19 protein-coding genes are annotated in these 18,659 nt (G+C 44.1%); 15 read left to right on the top strand and 4 right to left on the bottom strand.

Going from position 1 to position 18,659, the window contains the following annotated elements; genetic code table 11:
• The first annotated feature begins 44 nt into the window (after positions 1–44).
• A complete protein-coding gene (locus WA381_RS09265) occupies positions 45–377 on the top strand; it encodes a hypothetical protein (RefSeq protein WP_131136647.1) in 333 nt (110 codons plus the stop codon).
• 157 nt (positions 378–534) lie between these two features.
• On the opposite strand, the gene WA381_RS09260 is transcribed toward WA381_RS09265, so the two are convergent.
• Positions 535–774 (bottom strand): hypothetical protein, encoded by a 240-nt coding sequence (locus WA381_RS09260; RefSeq protein ID WP_039236345.1) that lies wholly within the window; start codon positions 772–774, stop codon positions 535–537.
• Between the two features lie 252 nt (positions 775–1,026).
• Here WA381_RS09260 and WA381_RS09255 point away from each other — a divergent pair, with 252 nt between their 5' ends.
• The 11 genes from WA381_RS09255 to WA381_RS09205 all read left to right on the top strand — a co-directional run bounded on the left by WA381_RS09255 (position 1,027) and on the right by WA381_RS09205 (position 11,758).
• Positions 1,027–2,946 carry an ATP-dependent DNA helicase gene (locus WA381_RS09255; protein WP_156086612.1) on the top strand — a complete coding sequence of 640 codons (1,920 nt, stop codon included), beginning with the start codon at positions 1,027–1,029 and terminating at the stop codon, positions 2,944–2,946.
• A 78-nt stretch (positions 2,947–3,024) separates the two neighbouring features.
• On the top strand, positions 3,025–3,741 hold the full coding sequence (gene tsaB / locus WA381_RS09250) for a tRNA (adenosine(37)-N6)-threonylcarbamoyltransferase complex dimerization subunit type 1 TsaB (protein WP_156086611.1): 717 nt from the start codon (positions 3,025–3,027) through the stop codon (positions 3,739–3,741).
• A gap of 128 nt (positions 3,742–3,869) precedes the next feature.
• The gene (locus WA381_RS09245; protein ID WP_014950008.1) at positions 3,870–4,163 is read left to right on the top strand and encodes a hypothetical protein; all 294 of its coding nucleotides are present in this window, start codon (positions 3,870–3,872) and stop codon (positions 4,161–4,163) included.
• Positions 4,164–4,506: 343 nt separating this feature from the next.
• Complete coding sequence (locus WA381_RS09240) at positions 4,507–5,160, top strand: Slp family lipoprotein (RefSeq protein WP_014950007.1); 654 nt, start codon at positions 4,507–4,509, stop codon at positions 5,158–5,160.
• A gap of 99 nt (positions 5,161–5,259) precedes the next feature.
• Positions 5,260–6,099: an alpha/beta fold hydrolase gene (locus tag WA381_RS09235; RefSeq protein ID WP_014976929.1), complete on the top strand. Its 840-nt coding sequence runs from the start codon at positions 5,260–5,262 to the stop codon at positions 6,097–6,099.
• A 121-nt stretch (positions 6,100–6,220) separates the two neighbouring features.
• Positions 6,221–7,873 carry a long-chain-fatty-acid--CoA ligase FadD gene (fadD, locus tag WA381_RS09230; protein ID WP_014950005.1) on the top strand — a complete coding sequence of 551 codons (1,653 nt, stop codon included), beginning with the start codon at positions 6,221–6,223 and terminating at the stop codon, positions 7,871–7,873.
• Between the two features lie 62 nt (positions 7,874–7,935).
• The gene (gene rnd / locus WA381_RS09225) at positions 7,936–9,093 is read left to right on the top strand and encodes a ribonuclease D (RefSeq protein ID WP_014950004.1); all 1,158 of its coding nucleotides are present in this window, start codon (positions 7,936–7,938) and stop codon (positions 9,091–9,093) included.
• 120 nt (positions 9,094–9,213) lie between these two features.
• Positions 9,214–9,510, top strand: a complete 297-nt coding sequence (locus tag WA381_RS09220) for a YcgL domain-containing protein (protein WP_156086610.1) — start codon at positions 9,214–9,216, stop codon at positions 9,508–9,510.
• Between the two features lie 6 nt (positions 9,511–9,516).
• The gene (locus WA381_RS09215; protein ID WP_156086609.1) at positions 9,517–10,599 is read left to right on the top strand and encodes a lytic murein transglycosylase; all 1,083 of its coding nucleotides are present in this window, start codon (positions 9,517–9,519) and stop codon (positions 10,597–10,599) included.
• A complete protein-coding gene (locus WA381_RS09210; protein WP_156086608.1) occupies positions 10,599–11,267 on the top strand; it encodes a fumarylacetoacetate hydrolase family protein in 669 nt (222 codons plus the stop codon). Before WA381_RS09215 ends, WA381_RS09210 begins: the two co-directional genes overlap by 1 nt.
• Complete coding sequence (locus tag WA381_RS09205; RefSeq protein ID WP_014950000.1) at positions 11,264–11,758, top strand: YcgN family cysteine cluster protein; 495 nt, start codon at positions 11,264–11,266, stop codon at positions 11,756–11,758. The genes WA381_RS09210 and WA381_RS09205 overlap by 4 nt, the downstream gene beginning before the upstream one ends.
• Before the next feature lie 15 nt (positions 11,759–11,773).
• Here the strand turns inward: WA381_RS09205 and WA381_RS09200 are convergent, their stop codons facing one another.
• From WA381_RS09200 to nhaB, 3 genes are read right to left on the bottom strand one after another with little or no spacing between them, the layout of a single operon-like run.
• Positions 11,774–12,328 carry a GNAT family N-acetyltransferase gene (locus WA381_RS09200; protein ID WP_014949999.1) on the bottom strand — a complete coding sequence of 185 codons (555 nt, stop codon included), beginning with the start codon at positions 12,326–12,328 and terminating at the stop codon, positions 11,774–11,776.
• Positions 12,325–12,852 (bottom strand): disulfide bond formation protein DsbB, encoded by a 528-nt coding sequence (gene dsbB, locus WA381_RS09195; RefSeq protein ID WP_014949998.1) that lies wholly within the window; start codon positions 12,850–12,852, stop codon positions 12,325–12,327. The genes WA381_RS09200 and dsbB overlap by 4 nt, the downstream gene beginning before the upstream one ends.
• A gap of 3 nt (positions 12,853–12,855) precedes the next feature.
• Positions 12,856–14,430, bottom strand: a complete 1,575-nt coding sequence (gene nhaB, locus WA381_RS09190; RefSeq protein WP_014949997.1) for a sodium/proton antiporter NhaB — start codon at positions 14,428–14,430, stop codon at positions 12,856–12,858.
• A gap of 430 nt (positions 14,431–14,860) precedes the next feature.
• Between nhaB and fadR the strand changes: the two genes are divergently transcribed.
• The 3 genes from fadR to WA381_RS09175 all read left to right on the top strand — a co-directional run bounded on the left by fadR (position 14,861) and on the right by WA381_RS09175 (position 18,637).
• A complete protein-coding gene (gene fadR / locus WA381_RS09185) occupies positions 14,861–15,571 on the top strand; it encodes a fatty acid metabolism transcriptional regulator FadR (RefSeq protein ID WP_014949996.1) in 711 nt (236 codons plus the stop codon).
• Between the two features lie 354 nt (positions 15,572–15,925).
• Positions 15,926–18,103 (top strand): S9 family peptidase, encoded by a 2,178-nt coding sequence (locus tag WA381_RS09180; RefSeq protein ID WP_014976921.1) that lies wholly within the window; start codon positions 15,926–15,928, stop codon positions 18,101–18,103.
• 174 nt (positions 18,104–18,277) lie between these two features.
• Complete coding sequence (locus WA381_RS09175; RefSeq protein WP_014949994.1) at positions 18,278–18,637, top strand: phasin-related domain-containing protein; 360 nt, start codon at positions 18,278–18,280, stop codon at positions 18,635–18,637.
• Positions 18,638–18,659: the final 22 nt, after the last annotated feature.

Below are 18,659 nucleotides of genomic sequence, written 5' to 3'. Positions count from 1 at the left end.
CCAAACTTTCCGATAATCAACTCTTTAAGCTAATTGAAGATGTGATGGAAACGCGACTTCCGCTATATAAAAAGCTGTTGGTAATGTACCGCATAGAACCGGGATGTCTTGGGCCGCAAGGTGCTGACTACGTTGAGGAGTTTTGTGTATTTGCCAAAAAAAGGCTAAAAGACAACCATGGTCATTGTTTGCGATGGACCATTAAGCCCCGCTACGACAAGACACTGCCCGAGCTTGAATTCCAGATAAAAAATGTCGTACTTTCCCGTGACAATGCGGCTAAATATATGGATAGCTTTGGTATTGATATCGATGCTTTCGAAGAAGAGCTAGAGGAGTCGCTCGCCGATTTGGTTGATGCATTTTTTGAACGCTGATGCTTTCAACTAAAGCCACCGTTGCATGCATTGCTATATACAATGCTAGGGAACTCGAAAAGGCACTTCAAAAGCAGAGCACAAAAAAGCCCCGCCAATACTGGCGAGGCTTTATCATTCATTCAGTTAAAGTGAATCAGTAACTCACCTTAATAGATCAGTTTAAAGATTTCAGTTTCTGGTAACCTTCAGCTTCTAGCTCATCATTTACGCACTCTAATACAAATACGTCTTCCGACTTGCCTTTTGTACCTTCTTCTTCAGCGATTTCTTTACAGAACTGGGTTAATTCCGCTACCAGCTCTGCAGGTGCTTCTTCTGACGCAGCTGCAATTACAGAGAACGCCATTGCGCTTAAACCTACTAAGCCTAAACCTATAAAGCGTAAACCTTTCATAATTACCTCGTTTAATAGTTGAGTATAAACATTTACGAGCTGGATATTGCGCCTAAGTGTTAAGATTAAAAAGCTAATTTTTTTGTTCTAGAAGACAAATTCTTTTCATCAAAAATTTAACAATTGTTTTGACTCTAAAAGGCGTCAGGTAGCAAATGCTGACGCTAAAATGCAAACCTTTAATGGGCATTCCATAGGCTTTTTGGCATAATGCGCGGCCTAAAGTAGAAAAGTAATGACAGCGCTTAAACCATGCCCACAATAAATAACGTATTCTCTTCAGATGGCCTCCTTGCAGGTGCTATCAAGGGGTTTGTACCTCGCGAAGCTCAAACTGAAATGGCAAAGGCGGTTAAGCGCGCTATTGATACCACAGGTAGTTTAATAGTAGAGGCCGGTACGGGAACGGGAAAGACTTTCGCTTATCTCGCTCCGGCATTGTTGAGCGACGGAAAAGCCATTGTTTCTACAGGGACTAAAAACTTACAAGAGCAGCTATTTCACCGCGACTTACCGCTGGTAAAAAAGGCCTTAGGCAGCAAGCGAAAAACTGCACTGTTAAAAGGCCGTTCAAACTATCTTTGTCTACACCGTGTAGCGCAGCACAGCGGCAACTCTACGCTGGTTGAAAAAGAGGTATTGGGTCAGCTTTCAGAAGTGAAACGTTGGTCTAGTACTACGAAAACAGGTGATATGGGGGAGCTTAAAACTCTTCCCGAAGATGCCCGTGTTTTACCGCTGGTTACCTCTACAGTGGATAACTGCTTGGGCCGCGATTGCCCAGATTATGAAGATTGCTACTTGGTAAAAGCGCGCAGAAAGGCGCTGGATGCTGATATTATTGTGGTAAACCACCACCTTTTCTTTGCTGATATGGCACTGAAAGACACAGGGTTTGGCGAACTTATCCCAGAAGCTGATGCGATTATTTTTGATGAGGCTCATCAAATTCCCGATATTGCCAGCGATTACTTTGGCGAGTCACTTTCGACAAGACAAATTCACGATATTGCGAAAGATATCACGCTGTTGTTTAGAACAGTGCTAAAAGATGCTGGGCAGCTAGATAAAGCGGCTGACAAATGCAGGATGATTGCCTCTGACTTACGGTTATTATTCCCAGATACGGCTGAACGCGGCAATTGGGCTGAGGCGTTAGACCGTGACGACGTACGCATGCAGATGGGCAAGCTGTCCGAAGCGCTGGGTGTACTGCATGAAGTGTGTAAGCTACATATTGGCCGTGATAAAGATTTAGACAACATGTACGAACGTGTTGTGGCTGCAAGAGAGCAGTTAGATGCGTTAAGCGACAATAAGCAAGAAAATGTAAGTTTGTGGTATGAAACTACTCAGCGCCACCTCATTATGCATTTAACGCCCTTATCAATTGCCGCTAAATTCAGACGTTTCGTATCATCGCCGCCGCGCGGGTGGATTTTTACCTCTGCAACCTTAATGGTAAACGGCGGTTTTGATCACTTTCAGCGCCGCATGGGCTTAGAAGACGCAGAAACGTTAGGATTAGATAGCCCGTTTAACTACCCTGAACAGGCCATGCTGTGCGTGCCCCGCTATTTACCAGAACCAAACAGCTACGCTATGCGCGAAACTTTGCTAGAAACAGCCAAACGGCTAATCAAAGCAAGTCGCGGGAGATGTTTCTTGTTGTTTACTAGTCACGCTATGCTTCGAGAAATTGCGCAGAAGCTAGAAGATGAGATAGATAATCCGCTACTGGTGCAAGGGACTACCACCAAGCAAGCATTGCTGGATGCGTACCTTGCAGATGAAAAAGCGGTATTAATGGGCACAGGCGCGTTTTGGGAAGGAGTAGACGTGCGCGGCAACGACTTGGTTTGCGTGATGATTGATAAGCTGCCCTTTGCGTCACCTGATGACCCGCTGCTTCAAGCCCGTATGGAAGATGTAAAAAAACGTGGAGCAAACCCGTTTGGTGTTATTCAAATTCCCCAAGCTGTTATTACGTTAAAGCAGGGCGCGGGAAGACTCATCCGAGATCCTTCAGATAAAGGCGTGCTGGTTATATGTGACAATCGATTAGTGACGAAGCCTTACGCCAAAACCTTCGTCGGAAGCTTGCCAGATATGAAAAGAACAAGAAGCTTGGACGAAGTGGAAAAATTTTTAGCCGGCATTGATGAAGCCTAAGTTAAAGCACTGAAAAAGCGGTAAGCGTGTATTACGCCATTAGCCCCGTTTTCAGCTTATATGAAATAAGAGATAAACATGAACATTTTAGCTATAGATACCGCAACCGAAGCTTGTTCGGTTGCGCTTCAATTCAAAGACACCGTCATAACGCGTTTCGAGATATGCCCTCAGCAGCATAGTCAGCGACTTCTTCCCATGGTCGATGAGGTGTTAAAAGAAGCAAAGGTTTCGCTGGGCGACCTAGATTTACTGGCTTTTGGTCGAGGCCCAGGCAGCTTTACCGGTGTTCGCATAGCGACGGGAATGATTCAAGGTTTAGCGTTAGGGACAGGCTTAAGAGTAGCGGGTGTGAGTACGCTTGAAGCTATGGCGTTTGAAGTAGCGTCTAAAACTCAGCATAAAGATGCATTGATTGCCGTCGCGTCTGATGCGCGTATGGGTGAAGTGTACTTCGCGGTTTACTCTCAGTCGCAAAATGGGCTTGTACTTTGCACTGAAGAGCAAGTTTGTCCGCCCGAATTGGCTATTGAACAGCTAAAAGTACTTAGAGAAGAAAACGGCGCGACTGTAATTGCAGCTGGCACCGGCTGGTCTGCCTACGAGGAGCTTGATAACTGGAAGTCTGAAGTATGTGGTGAGGTAGCGTCTGACATCACACTTCCAAACGCGCAATACATGCTTAAACTTGCAATAGATGCACATAGTAAAGGCGAAGTATCTGACGCTGTGAATGTAGAACCTGTATATCTGCGCGATAAAGTTACGTGGAAAAAATTACCTGGCAGAGAGTAACGACACGCCGCCAAATATTGGGCGCCCATTACTAACAATAAATAAATCGAGCAACGGGAAAAGAGGAGCGAGTCTTAAGGTTAAAGCTCGCTTCCCAATGGTACGATTCTTGCCTCAGTTAACTTTGTATGATTATCAATAATAATTTCGCTGTACCGTCTTCCGAACCTTCGCAAGGCCGTGTCGCTAAAATTAACAAAGACCCTGAACAGCAAAGTAAAGGGCAAAGCGAATCGTCTGCTAGGGCGATTGTTGTTGCGCCCGACGAACAGGGAACGGATAACGCCAAAGCGTACCAACAATTTATTCGTGAAGATGGCAACACGTATTCTCAAAATGCCATAGCGTCATACACAAGCTTTGAAAAGCAGCAGCAACGCGAGTCTATTCAATCTATGTTCGGCGTGGACATCTACGCGTAGTTCAATTCCAAGCACCATAATTCACACCGTAGATAAATTTAACAGATTGTTAAAACCCGCTTTGTATTTTGAACAAAAGCCTACCGTATATACTCTACAAATTGTTGGTTGGGATGATCTATCTCATTTAAGCGACATAGTGTTTGAACGGCAGTGGTTGTCCATTCGTATAAATGCTAATGTTTGGTTGTTGGTATTCGGTTTTTCTTTTTCTCATAAAGAGATACATGAAAGTAGAGGCGGGTTGTAATCGAAATTTTACTGTATTTTTTAAACAACCCAGTGCTTGTAGACTGACTTTTATTCAAACGCAGCATTTTCTAGGATTTATAGGAGCTCGTCGATGTCTCGGTATTTAGTTTTACTTACAGTCTTTTTATTTGCGGGCTGCACAATAGTCCCAGATAGCATAGAAGTGCCTGAAGGAACGCAGCTAGTTAGCTATTCGAAAGCGGTCACGTCGGGGGCGAACGCGCAAGGCCAAAAGGCCAGATGGGGAGGAATGATTGTTGGTGTTGAAAATAAGCCCAACAAAACGTTCATTGAACTCGCTCATTTTCCGCTAAATCATTATGGCAAGCCTTCAACAAATGGAGAGACGTCGGGTCGATTCAAAGTACAAATTGATGGCTTCGTCGACCCAATTGTTTTTGAAGAAGGGCGTGCGGCAACGTTTCTAGGTACAGTTACCGCTCCAACTGCGGGCATGGTGGGTGAGCAGCCCTACATTTATCCGACGATCATTGCCGATGACTACCACATGTGGAGGAAGCAAGAGGTTTATGATGTAAATACTTACTTCTTCAATTACCACACAGGTTGGTATTCACCTTTTTATCGCTTCAATGGCCCTTGGATGTATCCGCATTTTAATCGAACGCGCGTAATTCGTTACGAAAATGCGCCGAGCAAGGCCACGCTTCCTTCTAAATCTAAGTCTACACGAAGCAAGACAAAGGCAACGATACAGCCCGCAAGGCAGGATAAAGCGAAGTAAAAAACTTATCATGGAGGCGGCATAATATTGCCGCCTTTTTTTTATTTTTAGGACGGTCATGGAAAGCGCGCGGCGATTTATTGCCGCAAAGGATGAAAGATGATTGAAACAGAATTTAACATTGGGGCATTACATTTAGCTGCGTTAGATAATCAAGGTGCCGGCAAAGTCGTACTTGGTTTACACGGCTACTTGGATAACGCAGAGAGCTTACGGCTGTTAGCACCCTACCTACAAACTCACCGCTTTATTGCGCTAGACCTAGCTGGTCATGGTCGTTCTGGTCACCGTGCACTAGGCGCACATTACAATCAAGCTGATTACCTGCAAGACCTTTATGCGCTAATAGAATCTCAAGAGTGGGAAGAAGTCATTTTATTAGGACACTCTCTCGGCGGAATACTAGCGAGCCTTTTCGCCGCACTTTTTCCGGAAAAAGTCACTGCTGTAATAAGTATTGATGCTTGTGGGCCGCTTACCGAAACTGAAGAAACAACCGCAGCACAAATGCGTGACGCAATAATGAGTCGTCACGCGAAGTCGCGAAATAAACTGCGAATCGTTGATTTAGACGACGCAGTTAAAGCCAGGTGCAAGGTATCAGATATTCCTGCCGAACACGCGCGTTCTATTTTGTCGAGAAATTTGACCCAAGATGCAGGGGGACATTGCTTCTGGTCGAGCGACCCGAAGCTTCGTACAAAATCTACACTAAGACTCACAGAAAAGCAGGCAGAATCGCTAATGCGTGCTATTGTATGCCCAATTCTTTTTATTGGTGCATCTAACAGTTTTAAAAACCTTGAGACTGTTTTCCCCAATCGCAAGGGGTGGTTTTTAAATGCGCAATACGAACAATTAGTAGGCGGTCACCATATTCACATGGAAAATACTGACGATGTAGGGGTATTAATTCGTCATTTTGTTGAGCAATTGTAAATTGTGCCGTTTATTTTTTTTTACACATCCTATACTATTCGCAAGTTATCAGACCAGTTATATAAGTGCAGCTCCCCATGCGCTTATAAAATAGTATAAGAATAAAGTAGAGGAGGTTTTGGTGGAAAAAACCTGGCTTAAGCATTACGACCCTCGCGTTTCCGCAGAAATTGATGCCGATCGTTACGCATCTGTAGTAGACATTTTCGAGCAGTCGGTAAAGAAGTTTAAAAACAAAGAAGCCTTCATTAATATGGGGCATTCAATCACGTTTGAAGAGTTAGATACTTTATCAGCTCAGTTTGCCGCTTATTTGCAAGCAAGCGGACTAAAACGCGGTGATGCTGTGGCAATTATGATGCCCAACCTTCTTCAATACCCTGTTGCCATGTTTGGTATTTTGCGCGCAGGGATGGTTGTGGTTAACGTAAATCCTCTCTACACAGCTCGTGAGTTAAAGCACCAACTAAATGATGCTAATGCGAAAGCCATCGTTATTGTTGAAAACTTCGCGTGTACTTTAGAAGAAGTCATTGCAGATACTAACCTGCAAGAAGTCTTTTTGACGGCTTTAGGCGATATGCTTCCGGCACCTAAGCGCTGGATCGTGAACGCAGTAGTGAAGTACGTTAAAAAGATGGTGCCTTCGTTTAATCTACCTGAAACGACATCGTTTATGTCTGCGGTTAAAAAAGGGCAATCCCTTGAATATAAACGCCCAGATATTGATAGCGGTGATTTAGCGTTTCTTCAATACACAGGTGGCACAACGGGTGTTTCTAAAGGTGCCATGCTTACTCATCGCAATATGGTAGCGAATTTAGAGCAAGTGTCAGGTATCTTAGAAACAGTGATTGAAGAAGGCGAAGACTTTGTTGTTACCGCGCTTCCGCTTTACCATATCTTTGCGCTACTGGCGAACTGCTTGATGTTCGTTAAATACGGCTGCCGTAACTTGCTTATCACCAACCCACGTGACATGCCGGCTTTTGTAAACGAACTTAGCAAATATCCGTTTACCATTTTACCTGGCGTAAATACCTTGTTTAATGGCCTGTTAAATACGCCTGGATTCAGTGAACTTGATTTCAGCAAATTTAAGTTTGGTTTAGGCGGCGGTATGGCTGTTCAGCGCCCTGTTGCAGAAAAGTGGGAAAAGGTCACCGGTACTGTGCTTCTTGAAGGCTATGGGCTAACAGAGTGTTCGCCTGTGGTAGCGGTTAACCCGCCACAGATTGAAGCTTATAAAGGCGCAATCGGTATGCCTGTTCCTTCTACAGACATTAAGCTTCTTGATGACGACGGTAATCCTGTTGAAAAAGGTGAGCCTGGTGAAATGTGGGTGAAAGGCCCTCAGGTAATGAAAGGATATTTGAACCGACCAGAAGCAACAGAAGAAATTCTAAAAGACGGTTGGTTAGCCACAGGTGACATCGCAACGGTAGATGATGAAGGTTACTTCTATATTGTTGACCGTAAAAAGGATATGATCCTAGTTTCAGGCTTTAACGTGTTTCCTAACGAGATTGAAGAAGTGGCTGCAATGCATGAAAACATTGTTGAAGCAGCTGCGGTTGGGGTTCCTCATGAAGTCAGTGGTGAAGTTGTGAAATTATTCGTAGTTCGAAATAGCGACTCACTTACTGAAAAAGACGTTATCGCGCATTGCCGTAATCACTTAACGGGTTACAAAGTGCCTAAGCAAGTTGTTTTCAAAGACGACTTACCAAAAACCAATGTAGGTAAAATACTGCGTCGGGAGCTTCGAGACTAATTTCGTTGAAATAGTTTTGTGAAAGCCGGCGTAAGCCGGCTTTTTTATTACTGTGCAAAAATATGCAATATCAATTAATTACAACATCTGAACAACTCGAAAAAGTGTGCACTGCCGCACAGCGTCAAGAGGCGGTAGCCTTAGACACCGAATTCGTAAGAACGAAAACCCTCACTCCTCATTTAGGCCTTATCCAGCTCTATGATGGCCATCAGCTGGTACTCATTGATCCGCTCGCCATAGACAATATGCAGCCATTTATCGATCTCATGGAGAATACCGAAGTCGTAAAAGTACTGCACTCGTGTTCTGAAGACATTGAGGCGTTCCTTACCGCTTTTGATACCGTACCAACGCCTGTGTTCGACACGCAGCTTGCGGGAAGTATTTTGGACATGGGGCCGTCACTTGGCTATGCAAAGCTTGTAGAGTTGCTGTGTGATATCAGTTTGGACAAAGGGGAGTCGCGAACCGATTGGTTAGCCAGACCTCTACGTGAAGCGCAGCTGAGCTACGCAGCGAATGATGTGCTGTATTTACTGCCTTGCTACCAACAGTTAGCCAGTAAAGTACAAGAGGCGGGGAAAGTGCACTGGATTTATCAAGAGATCGCTTTGTTAGTTGATAAAAAGCGCGCTCAAATGCCTGAAGATTTTGCGTACTTAAGCATTAAGAATAACTGGCGATTGAACAGCGAGCAGCTCACTGTATTACAGGCACTAGCGGCATGGCGTTTGAATACCGCACGAAAAAAAGATCTGGCTCTAAACTTTGTGTTCAAAGAAGGGCATTTGTTTGAAGCGGCGCAGCGTCTTATCGATAGTAAATCTGGCCTTTCTCGAATTAACGGCGTGAATCATCAATCGGTACGCCGCTACGGCGACACCATCATCACGCTAATTGAAGAGGCGAGAGCAAAGTACGCGCAAACACCAGAAAAGCTCAGGCTTCCGGTTGTGCTGCGGTTAATTGATATCGCCAAGTACAAAAAAACGCTGGCCGAGCTTAAAGTTATCAGCGACCAGATAGCGAAAGACAATGCAGTAAATAGTGACGTTATTGCCTCTAAAAAACAGCTGAATCAACTGTTAAAATGGTACTGGTTTTCGGTTGATGAAACCCGCGTGCAGGGACTAATGCCCGATGTACTGTCGACGTGGAGAGAGCCATTGTTTCGCTCTCACGTAACCCGTTTACTTGGCGACGCTCCGGCCCAATAGTGCTTTAAAAGCAATATGGGTGAGCAGTATTGGCGAGAGGTGTATGCTGTCTGGCCAATTAAATCTGCATAGTGACCCCAAAAGAACTAAACAAACGAATTAAGAAAGAGCAAAAATTCTATGTTATGCGCAGTTTATAAAACGCGAAAGAAAGACGGCATGTATTTGTACGTGCCAAAGAAAGACCATTTTGAAGACGTGCCAGAGCCGCTTATGGCAAAGTTTGGTCGTCCAGAGCTAGTGACTATCATCGCCCTAGAAAAGCGCGAGAAACTTGGCATGGTTGATAAGAAAAAACTTATCGACGAGCTTAATGAAAAAGGCTTTTACCTTCAAATGCCGCCAAAAGAAGATAACTTGCTAGAGCAACACCGTGAATCTCTTGGGCTGTCAAAAACGCCCGATAAGAAGTTTTAAATTTCCATGTTATTAAAGACTCTAAACCGCTTAGTTAACCGAATTATCTTTATAGCTAAGCGTAAAAACCGTAGCTTATTTCCTCAACCGCGCAATATTGCCCTAGTTTTATCGAGTATAACCTTAAGCTTTTCACTGATAGTTCATGCCGAAAATCAACCAAGTAATGACAGTGAGCTTAGCGAGACGGGCTTCAAAAGCTATGTTGCTCAACTGAAAAAAGAAGCGGCCGAAAAGGGCATAGATAAGACTAAGTTAGACTTGGCGTTTGCTGACATTACTTTCAGGCCTACGGTCGTCAAGTCTGACAAAAGCCAGCCAGAGAAAAAAATAACGTTAGATGACTATCTAGCAACGCGAGTACCCGACTGGAAAGTGAAGCAGGCGGTTGAGCAGTACAATGAACACAAAGTACTGCTTGACGAAATTGCTCAAAAATACGGGGTTCAGGCACGCTTTATTGTTGCGCTGTGGGGTAACGAGTCTAACTTTGGTAAAATTCAGGGTAACTTTAGTGTGCTGTCTGCACTGGCATCTTTGGCGTATGAAGGGCGACGAGAAAAGCTGTTTAAAGACAACTTTTTTGCGGCACTTCAGATTCTAGATGAAGGGCATATCTCTGTAGAGGCGCTTAAAGGCTCTTGGGCCGGTGCGATGGGACAAACACAGTTTATGCCCATATCCTTTCTAAATTACGCAGTGGACTACGACGGCGACGGCAGAAAGGATATTTGGGAGACCAAGGCAGACGTATTTGCGTCAATCGCCAACTATCTATCATCTGAAGGTTGGGATAGTGAAGGGACGTGGGGACGCCAAGTAATACTAACCAAACCAGTACCTTTTTCAGGGTTAGCGAAATCTAACATGAAGCCGTTGGCCTTTTGGCAGCAGAATGGCGTCAAACGCTACAACGGAAATGAACTCCCCAATGCAGAAATCAGTGCATCGCTTATTATGCCAGATGGTGAGCAAGGCCGAATTTACTTGGTGTATAACAATTTTCACACACTGATGAAGTGGAATCGCTCGTCTTATTTTGGCGTTTCGGTTGGGTATTTATCAGAGCGGATAAAACGAGGTTACTAATGGCTTATCGTCACATCGATTCTCAAGGCAATGAAATATCACTACCCGTTAGTAAAATAGTGTGTATAGGTAGAAATTACCTCGACCACATTCAAGAAATGAATTCTACCGTATCTGAAGCACCCTTGCTTTTTATGAAGCCAAAGGCTGCCTTATGTTATATGCAGAAGCCTATTGCCATTCCTACCGACAAAGGCGAGTGTCACAACGAGCTTGAAGTCGCTGTGCTGCTAAAATCATCATTGAAGAATGCGAGTGTAGATGACGTAAAAGCCGCGGTATGGGGTATTGGACTTGGTCTCGATTTAACCCTTCGCGAGGTTCAAGCCGAGCTTAAGAAGCAAGGCCAGCCTTGGGAAAGAGCGAAGTCTTTTGACAACAGTGCACCGCTGTCAGGTTTTGTGCCGTTAAGTGAAATAGAAAACTTGGAAGACCTGCGTTTTACCTTAACCATAAATGGGGTGATTAGACAGCAGGGACATACCGAACTGATGCTGCACAAAATCATCCCACTTATCGCCCATATGTCATCTATATTTACGTTAGACAGTGGTGACGTGATTCTTACAGGCACGCCCAAAGGGGTAGGTAAGCTTTGTTCGCAAGATACGATTGTTGCAACGCTAGACAATCATTTAACCGTGGAAACTGAGGTAATAGCAGAATGACGGCAGCGTTTTGGGAAACCAAATCTTTAGAGGAGATGACCCAAAAGGAATGGGAATCACTTTGTGATGGATGTGGTAAATGTTGTCTGCAAAAATTTATCGATGATGACGCGGTAGAAGAATACGAAGTGACCGACCATATTAACGATAATGAGAAGATTCACTATACCAATATTGTGTGTACGTATTTGAACACAAAAAAATGTGAATGTACCCAATATGAAAGGCGCACAGAGCTGGTGCCTGATTGCGTGAAGCTGACAAAAGAAAATCTGAAGGATATCTTTTTTATGCCTAACAGCTGTACCTATCGTCGCCTTTATGAGGGAAGGGGCATACCATCGTGGCATCCATTGTTAAACAAAGGGAAGAAGCACGTGATGCACGCAAAGGGCATGTCGGTACGCAATAAGACTGTTTTTGAAACCGATGTGGATTTAAATAATTTTGAAGACTATATAGCCATTTGGCCTTTAGAAGACTTAGATTAACGCGCAGAACGCGCGTTAATCGCCATTAACAATAGCATAAAGCAGCGCATCGCGCCCGAATACACGTTTGCGACAAAGCCCTTCTTTTGTACCACCAATTCGCTCTGCTACACGTATGCTTGCCTTGTTGTTAGGCTCTATAAAGCATTCTAATCGATGCAAATTCATTTGAGAGAACGCAAGCTTCTTCAAGGCTTCACAAATCGCGGTAGCTAAACCTTTCCCGCATGCGTCTGGTCTGAGCCAGTAGCCAAGATTAGCGGTAAGGTGCGTGTGGTGAATATGATTGATAATGCCCATACCTAAGCACTTTTCGTCGTGCATTAGCAAGTAGGTAAGTCCATAGCCTGTATCTCGGGCCTTTTCCATGTTGGCGATGCACTGCTTGGAGAGTGCAGGCGTAACAGGGCAAACCGCTGAACCAAACCAAGGTTTTACGTGATGGATAGACTGTTGCCCAGCCTCACAAAGCGCATAGCAGTGTTTCTCCGCAATGCGCTGAATGGAAATGGGGCCTTGCTCCGTATGTATTGGAGGTAGGCGTGACGGTAGAATGGATAAGTCGATCAAAAGGGTTTCTTATCCAATAATCGACATGCAAACACAATAGCGAATACAGCAAAGTAGGCAGCAAAAATAATCTGCATCCACTCAGCCATTCCCATAGACAAAAACTGCCATGAATCTTCTAAACAGTCACCTTCAGCAGCAAATACAGCGGGTAGCCACTCGTGAAGTTGTAACCACGAAGGGAAGTTTGGCACAATTTCGCAGCTGGCAAAAAATGGGTTCGCAGCATTGAGAATGCCAACGTGTTCTTTGGCAATTAAGAAGCCCCATCCTGCAGATACAGCCCAACCAGCGAAACCAAGCATGCGTGTAAAGCCATTGTTTTTAATAACGACAATAAGTGCTGACAACACAATACCGTACATGGCGGTTCGTTGATAAATGCACATAATGCACGGCTTTAAACCCATGCCATACTGAAAGTAAAGCGCAGCAATTTCTAATGCCAATGACGTGGCGAAAAGCACAAGCCATGAAGACTTGTGCTCTGCCCATTGGCTAACGCTGTGAATGATTCCACGCATAGACTAGTGACCTACCGCTTGAGCACCCGCTTCAGCAGCGGTGTGGTGTTCAATGAGGTGCATGTCGTAAAGCACCTGAGTAGCATCAGCAAGTCCAATGTAAGTTGCTAACAAACCAACGATGGTCAGTACTATGGTATATGGCAATGCCATCATAACCATACGGCCGTACGACAAACGAAGCAGTGGCGCGATGGCTGAGGTTAGCAAGAATAGGAAAGCAGCTTGACCGTTTGGTGTCGCCACACTAGGTAAGTTGGTTCCCGTATTGATTGCTACAGCAAGCATATCGTACTGGTCACGTGTGATTTGACCGGCCTGTAGAGCAGCTGTTACTTCAGTGATATAAACAGAGCCCACAAACACGTTGTCACTCACCATCGAAAGCACACCGTTAGCAAGATAGAACATAACCATTTGCGTTTCGCCTTCAAACGACAGTACCCAATGGATTACCGGCTGGAAAAGGCCTTGGTCAATGATAACGGCTACTACACCAAAGAATACGCAAAGTAATGCGGTAAATGGCAGTGCTTCCTCGAACGCTTTTCCAAGTGCGTGTTCTTCGATAACACCGCTCATAGAAGTAGCAAGTACAATAACTGACAGACCAATAAGACCCACTGACGCCATGTGCGTAGCAAGACCAATGATTAACCAAACACCTATTAGTGCTTGTACTACCAGCTTAGCAGTTTCACGCTTACTGCGGCCCTTGTCCATATGGTCGTTATAGTCGACCAAGATCTGTCTTACCGCTGCAGGTAATTTTGCGCCGTATGAAAACATACCGGTTTTTTCCAGAATTACGGTGGTAAGTAGTCCAAATACGAATACTGGGATAGTAACAGGTGCCATACGGATGAAAAATTCAACGAAGTCCCAGCCAGCCTTGTCTGCAATAATCAGGTTTTGTGGTTCACCTACCATGGTCATAACACCACCAAGGGCAGTACCTACCGCTGAGTGCATCATAAGGTTGCGTAGGAAAGCTCTGAAGTCTTCTAAGTCGTGGCTTCCCAGCTCGTCGTCGCTTGTGTGGTCGTGATCAGAATGAAACTCCTTGCCCGACGCTACTTTGTGATAGATAGAGTAAAAGCCCAGACCGACGCTGATAATTACAGCAACTACCGTTAATGCATCGAGAAACGCCGATAGAAATGCAGATGCAAAAATAAACGATAGGGATAAAATTAACTTGTTGCGAACCTTAATCACTAATTTGGTGAACAAGTACATAAGCAGGTCTTTCATGAAGTAAATGCCCGCTACCATGAATACCAGTAGCAATAGCACTTCTAAGTTAACTTCAATCTCATGCATCATATGGCCAGGCGATGTCATGCCTATAAACATCGCTTCGATGAGCAGCAGGCCGCCTGGTTGAAGCGGGTAACATTTCAATGCCATCGCTAAGGTAAAGATGAATTGGATTACAAGCGTCCAGCCCGCTACATATGGGTCCACCATAAAGATAAAGGGATTAACAATGAGAAAGGCAATAATGGTTTTTTTATACCAGTCGGGCGCATGTCCCAGGAAATTCTTATAGATCGCCGCGATCATTGAGGTTTGCATGAGTTCCTGTTCCTTTTACAACAAAGCACGCATTTTTGCGCATCTTTATACTGTGTAGTTCCGGTTATTGCATACATAAACTGCTGGCGCTATGCGATTTATTTCGCCTTACCGCGGTTTTGCTGCTGTCATTATAGTCGGAAATTAAGCGTACATGATATTAACGTCTTGAGAAAGCAATTCACAGACCCCACCATGTGAAAGTCACTGAATATTTATCACTTTTTTTATGATAGTTATCATTGAATTTGAAAATACGTAATATTTCGAACATAAAATGTACAAGCAGTGTTTAATGGTGTTTGAAATAACACTTTAATTTTAACAAGTTGTTAAAAGCTTTAGTGGACGAGGCATAATTCATTGTGATAATAAAACAGCATCTGGTACAATCAGTTGCAAAATAACAATAACGTGCAGGCGATTAGTTATGATTTATAAGGCACAGAGTCCAGCTGGATTCGCCGAAGAATATATTGTTGAATCTATTTGGAGTGGAAGATTTCCACCTGGCACCATTTTGCCTGCAGAAAGAGAGCTTTCTGAGTTAATTGGTGTAACGCGTACTACACTGCGTGAAGTACTTCAGCGTCTAGCTCGTGATGGTTGGTTAACAATTCAACACGGCAAGCCGACCAAGGTTAACAATTTCTGGGAAACGTGTGGGTTAAACATTTTAGAAACTCTCGCTCGTTTAGACCAAGAAGGGATCCCTGAACTGGTTGATAATTTATTAGCAGCGCGCACTAATTTAAGTGCGGTTTTCATTCGAGGCGCAATTCGAAACAACCCTCAAGAGTCTGCTGAAATTATTGCCCGTTATAAAAATGTGGAGCAAGAAGGTTTAGCTTTTGCCCAGTTCGACTATCAAATGTCACATGACTTGGCGTTAGCGTCTAACAATAACGTATTTGTTTTGATGATGAACGGTTTCCGTGGTTTGTACTCGCGTATTGGTGGCTATTTCTTCTCGCACCAACAAGCACGCGACGTGGCAAACAAGTATTACGCAGACTTGCTTGATGTTGCTGAGAAAGGCGAATACGACCGTGTCCCTGTAGTAGTTAGAAAGTACGGTATAGAAAGTGGAAAGGTGTGGCTTGCTATTCGTGATGACATGCCTAAAGATTTGGTCGACTAAACACTAGGCTGCCAAAGGCTGTTGGTTTCCATACGACGGCTTTTACAATAAACAACAAAAGCGCCGCATTATTTCTGAATATGCGGCGTTTTTTTATCGCTTTCTACTAACGCTCGTTGGTGAATTTACAGCGATGAAACACAGTTTCACATATCTTGTAACATTTTAACCCTTACTTAGTCTCATTCGCGTTAAGTAACGCTAGACCCTAAATCGTAATTATATATACTCACTTTACTTATAAACTTCGCTTAGTTTAGCTGCTTTCTTAAATCTTCAATGATCAAAAGTCGATTGTCTTCAATCGCTTGGCGGTAAACAAAGCGCCAATAAAAGTGCACAACAGGAATAATAATGAAATATCTATGGATAGCACTTGCCGCAGGTGGCTTGGTAGCAGGCTGTGGCGTCGAAAATAAAACTGAAAATCCTCAACAAGTAGCTGAAAGTGCAGCGCCATCCGTTATGCTAAATACTCAAGTAAGTGCGCCTGTGGCGAAAAAAGTGCCGCATGAAATGACCGCACATGGTGTCACCCGTAATGACAATTACTATTGGATGCGTGATGACTCCCGCACCGATGAAGAGATATTGTCCCATTTAGAACAAGAAAACAGCTATGTTGAGACTGTTTTGGCTCCTCTTAAGAAAAACCGAGAAGCGCTTTATGAGGAGCTCGTGTCTCGGATTGAGAAGGACGACTCAACCGTTCCCGTTCTCGACAATGGTTACTGGTACTACACCAGCTACTCAGGTGAAAATGAGTATCCTATTTATTTAAGAAAACCTTCACTTGATGCTGAACCGCAAGTATTGCTTGATGCAAACCGAATGTCTGAAGGGCATGATTATTTCAGTATTGGCAGTTATGCGGTGAGCAGCAACAACAAGTTGCTTGCGTATTCTGAAGATACGCTTAGCCGACGCATCTACACTGTGTATGTCAAAAGCCTAGAGAGTGAAGAAAAGCTTGATGACGTATTAGAAGGTACATCTGGAAGTGTAGTTTGGGCGAACGACAATACCCACCTCTTTTACGTGAAGAAAGACCCGCAGACTCTTTTGGGATACCAAGTCTATCGCCATAAATTGGGCACGTCTCAAAGCGAAGATGTTTTAGTTTATGAAGAGAGCGACCCTACCTTTTATACCTATATCAGTAAAAGTAAAGACGATAGTGTCATATACATTCACCATGACAACACCGAAAAAACAGGTGTGACTTTGATTGATGCGAATAACCCAACGTCTCAAACAAAAGTATTCTTGCCCATTGAAGACGGACAAGAATACAGTGTAGCAAAAGCGAGTGACGGTTATTTTGTGTTGACTAATATTGGTGCGAAGAATTTTAGAGTGATGAAAGCACCATTGGACGCCACTAACGATGTGTCGAAATGGCAAGAAGTGATTGCACATCGTCCAGACGTTTTCCTTCAAAGTATTGAAGTAATGAACAACCACTTAGTGGTTAAAGAAAAAGAAAACGGGATGCTGCGCTTAGTCGTTCACAATCTGACGACAAACGAAGAGAAAGTTATTCCAACTCAAGATCCAATTTACGGTGCGTATTTTAATGCAAACCCTGAAATGGATACCAATAAGCTTAGAATTTATTACAGCTCGTTGACCACGCCTGGTTCTATCATTGATATCAACTTAGATACCCTTGAAAGCGAGGTGATGAAACAAACCCGTGTATCTGACACTTTTGACTCCTCTCTCTATGCCTCTGAGCGCGTGATGATTGAAGCGAGAGACGGTACGTCGGTTCCCGTTTCGTTGGTTTATCGCAAAGATAAGTTTAAGAAAGACGGCACCAATCCATTATATCAATACGCCTATGGCTCATACGGTTCGACTGTAGACCCAACGTTTAGAAGCAGCTGGTTGTCTTTGATAGACAGAGGCTTTGTTGTCGCGATCGCACACATTCGCGGAGGTCAAATGTTGGGGCGCGAGTGGTATGAAGACGGCAAAATGCATCAGAAGATAAATACCTTTACTGACTTTATTGACGTTTCAAAAGGACTTGTGGCAAAGCAGTACGCAGACAAAGAACGCGTCTTTGCTATGGGCGGCAGCGCGGGTGGCTTATTAATGGGCGCAATCGTAAATATGGCACCTGAACTCTATCAAGGTGTGAGCGCGCACGTTCCATTTGTTGATGTAGTGACCACGATGAGCGATGCGTCTATTCCGCTGACTACCGGCGAATATACCGAGTGGGGTAACCCAGCCAATAAAGCTGAGTTTGACTATATGCTTTCCTACTCGCCTTACGATCAGATTGAAGCAAAAGACTATCCACATATGTTGGTTACAACCGGACTACACGACTCACAAGTGCAGTACTTTGAGCCAATGAAGTGGGTGGCGAAGCTAAGAGAATACAAAACAGACGATAATTTACTGCTTTTCAAAACCGACATGGAAGCGGGTCACGGTGGAGCTTCAGGACGTTTCAAACGATTCGAGTCTACCGCGCTTGAATATGCGTTCGTATTGCATCTTGCAGGTGTTCCACTCTAACTCTACACCCACCTTTTTAAAACCAGTCTCCTCTGGTATTTCGCCCGAACAAGTTAGCGCTTTTTCGGGCATTTTTATTTTTTGTGTTTTTAGTATGCGGATTCTAATTGTTAATCGTAAAGTAAAGCCATGGTGTTGAAATACACTCTCATTTAGCATTCATAGGAGCTGAACATGACTACTACTGACACAATTAAAGGTAAAATCAACGAAGCCGAAGAAATGGCACGTAAAATTTGGTTAGCAGGCCTAGGCGCTTATGGCAAGAGCGTTGAAGAAGCGCAGGGGCGTTACGAGAAGCTAAGCGAAGAAGCGAACAAAATGTTTGACGAGCTAGTGACAAAGGGCGAAACGCTAGAAGAAGACGCAAAGAGTAAGTTCAAATCTACGACTAACGATGTTGAAAATCGCGTTGCAGACGTGCGCAAGAAGCTTGGCCTTGATTCAGAGCCAGCTGATCAGCGCATCGAAGAGCTTTCAGCAAAAATCGATGCCTTGACTGAAGCGGTTGCAAAGCTAGCTGCCAGCAAGTAAAGCAATCAGTATTTTGGACATC

Origin of the sequence: Alteromonas sp. CH_MED4-4, from assembly GCF_037029575.1 — a bacterium.
GTDB lineage: Bacteria > Pseudomonadota > Gammaproteobacteria > Enterobacterales > Alteromonadaceae > Alteromonas > Alteromonas macleodii.
Note: the sequence above shows the minus strand (reverse complement) of the source record. Positions and strands in the feature narration are given on the sequence as shown.

Excerpts from the sequence above, each read along its gene's own strand:
- dsbB (WP_014949998.1), bottom strand. The coding sequence starts at position 12,852 with ATGCGTGGAATCATTCACAGCGTTAGCCAATGGGCAGAGCACAAGTCT.
- fadR (WP_014949996.1), top strand. The coding sequence starts at position 14,861 with ATGATTTATAAGGCACAGAGTCCAGCTGGATTCGCCGAAGAATATATT.
- WA381_RS09215 (WP_156086609.1), top strand. The coding sequence starts at position 9,517 with ATGTTATTAAAGACTCTAAACCGCTTAGTTAACCGAATTATCTTTATA.
- rnd (WP_014950004.1), top strand. The coding sequence starts at position 7,936 with ATGCAATATCAATTAATTACAACATCTGAACAACTCGAAAAAGTGTGC.
- WA381_RS09255 (WP_156086612.1), top strand. The coding sequence starts at position 1,027 with ATGCCCACAATAAATAACGTATTCTCTTCAGATGGCCTCCTTGCAGGT.
- WA381_RS09180 (WP_014976921.1), top strand. The coding sequence starts at position 15,926 with ATGAAATATCTATGGATAGCACTTGCCGCAGGTGGCTTGGTAGCAGGC.
- WA381_RS09205 (WP_014950000.1), top strand. The coding sequence starts at position 11,264 with ATGACGGCAGCGTTTTGGGAAACCAAATCTTTAGAGGAGATGACCCAA.
- WA381_RS09175 (WP_014949994.1), top strand. The coding sequence starts at position 18,278 with ATGACTACTACTGACACAATTAAAGGTAAAATCAACGAAGCCGAAGAA.
- WA381_RS09235 (WP_014976929.1), top strand. The coding sequence starts at position 5,260 with ATGATTGAAACAGAATTTAACATTGGGGCATTACATTTAGCTGCGTTA.
- WA381_RS09210 (WP_156086608.1), top strand. The coding sequence starts at position 10,599 with ATGGCTTATCGTCACATCGATTCTCAAGGCAATGAAATATCACTACCC.
- WA381_RS09220 (WP_156086610.1), top strand. The coding sequence starts at position 9,214 with ATGTTATGCGCAGTTTATAAAACGCGAAAGAAAGACGGCATGTATTTG.
- WA381_RS09245 (WP_014950008.1), top strand. The coding sequence starts at position 3,870 with ATGATTATCAATAATAATTTCGCTGTACCGTCTTCCGAACCTTCGCAA.
- WA381_RS09240 (WP_014950007.1), top strand. The coding sequence starts at position 4,507 with ATGTCTCGGTATTTAGTTTTACTTACAGTCTTTTTATTTGCGGGCTGC.
- tsaB (WP_156086611.1), top strand. The coding sequence starts at position 3,025 with ATGAACATTTTAGCTATAGATACCGCAACCGAAGCTTGTTCGGTTGCG.
- WA381_RS09260 (WP_039236345.1), bottom strand. The coding sequence starts at position 774 with ATGAAAGGTTTACGCTTTATAGGTTTAGGCTTAGTAGGTTTAAGCGCA.
- WA381_RS09265 (WP_131136647.1), top strand. The coding sequence starts at position 45 with ATGGAAACGCGACTTCCGCTATATAAAAAGCTGTTGGTAATGTACCGC.
- nhaB (WP_014949997.1), bottom strand. The coding sequence starts at position 14,430 with ATGCAAACCTCAATGATCGCGGCGATCTATAAGAATTTCCTGGGACAT.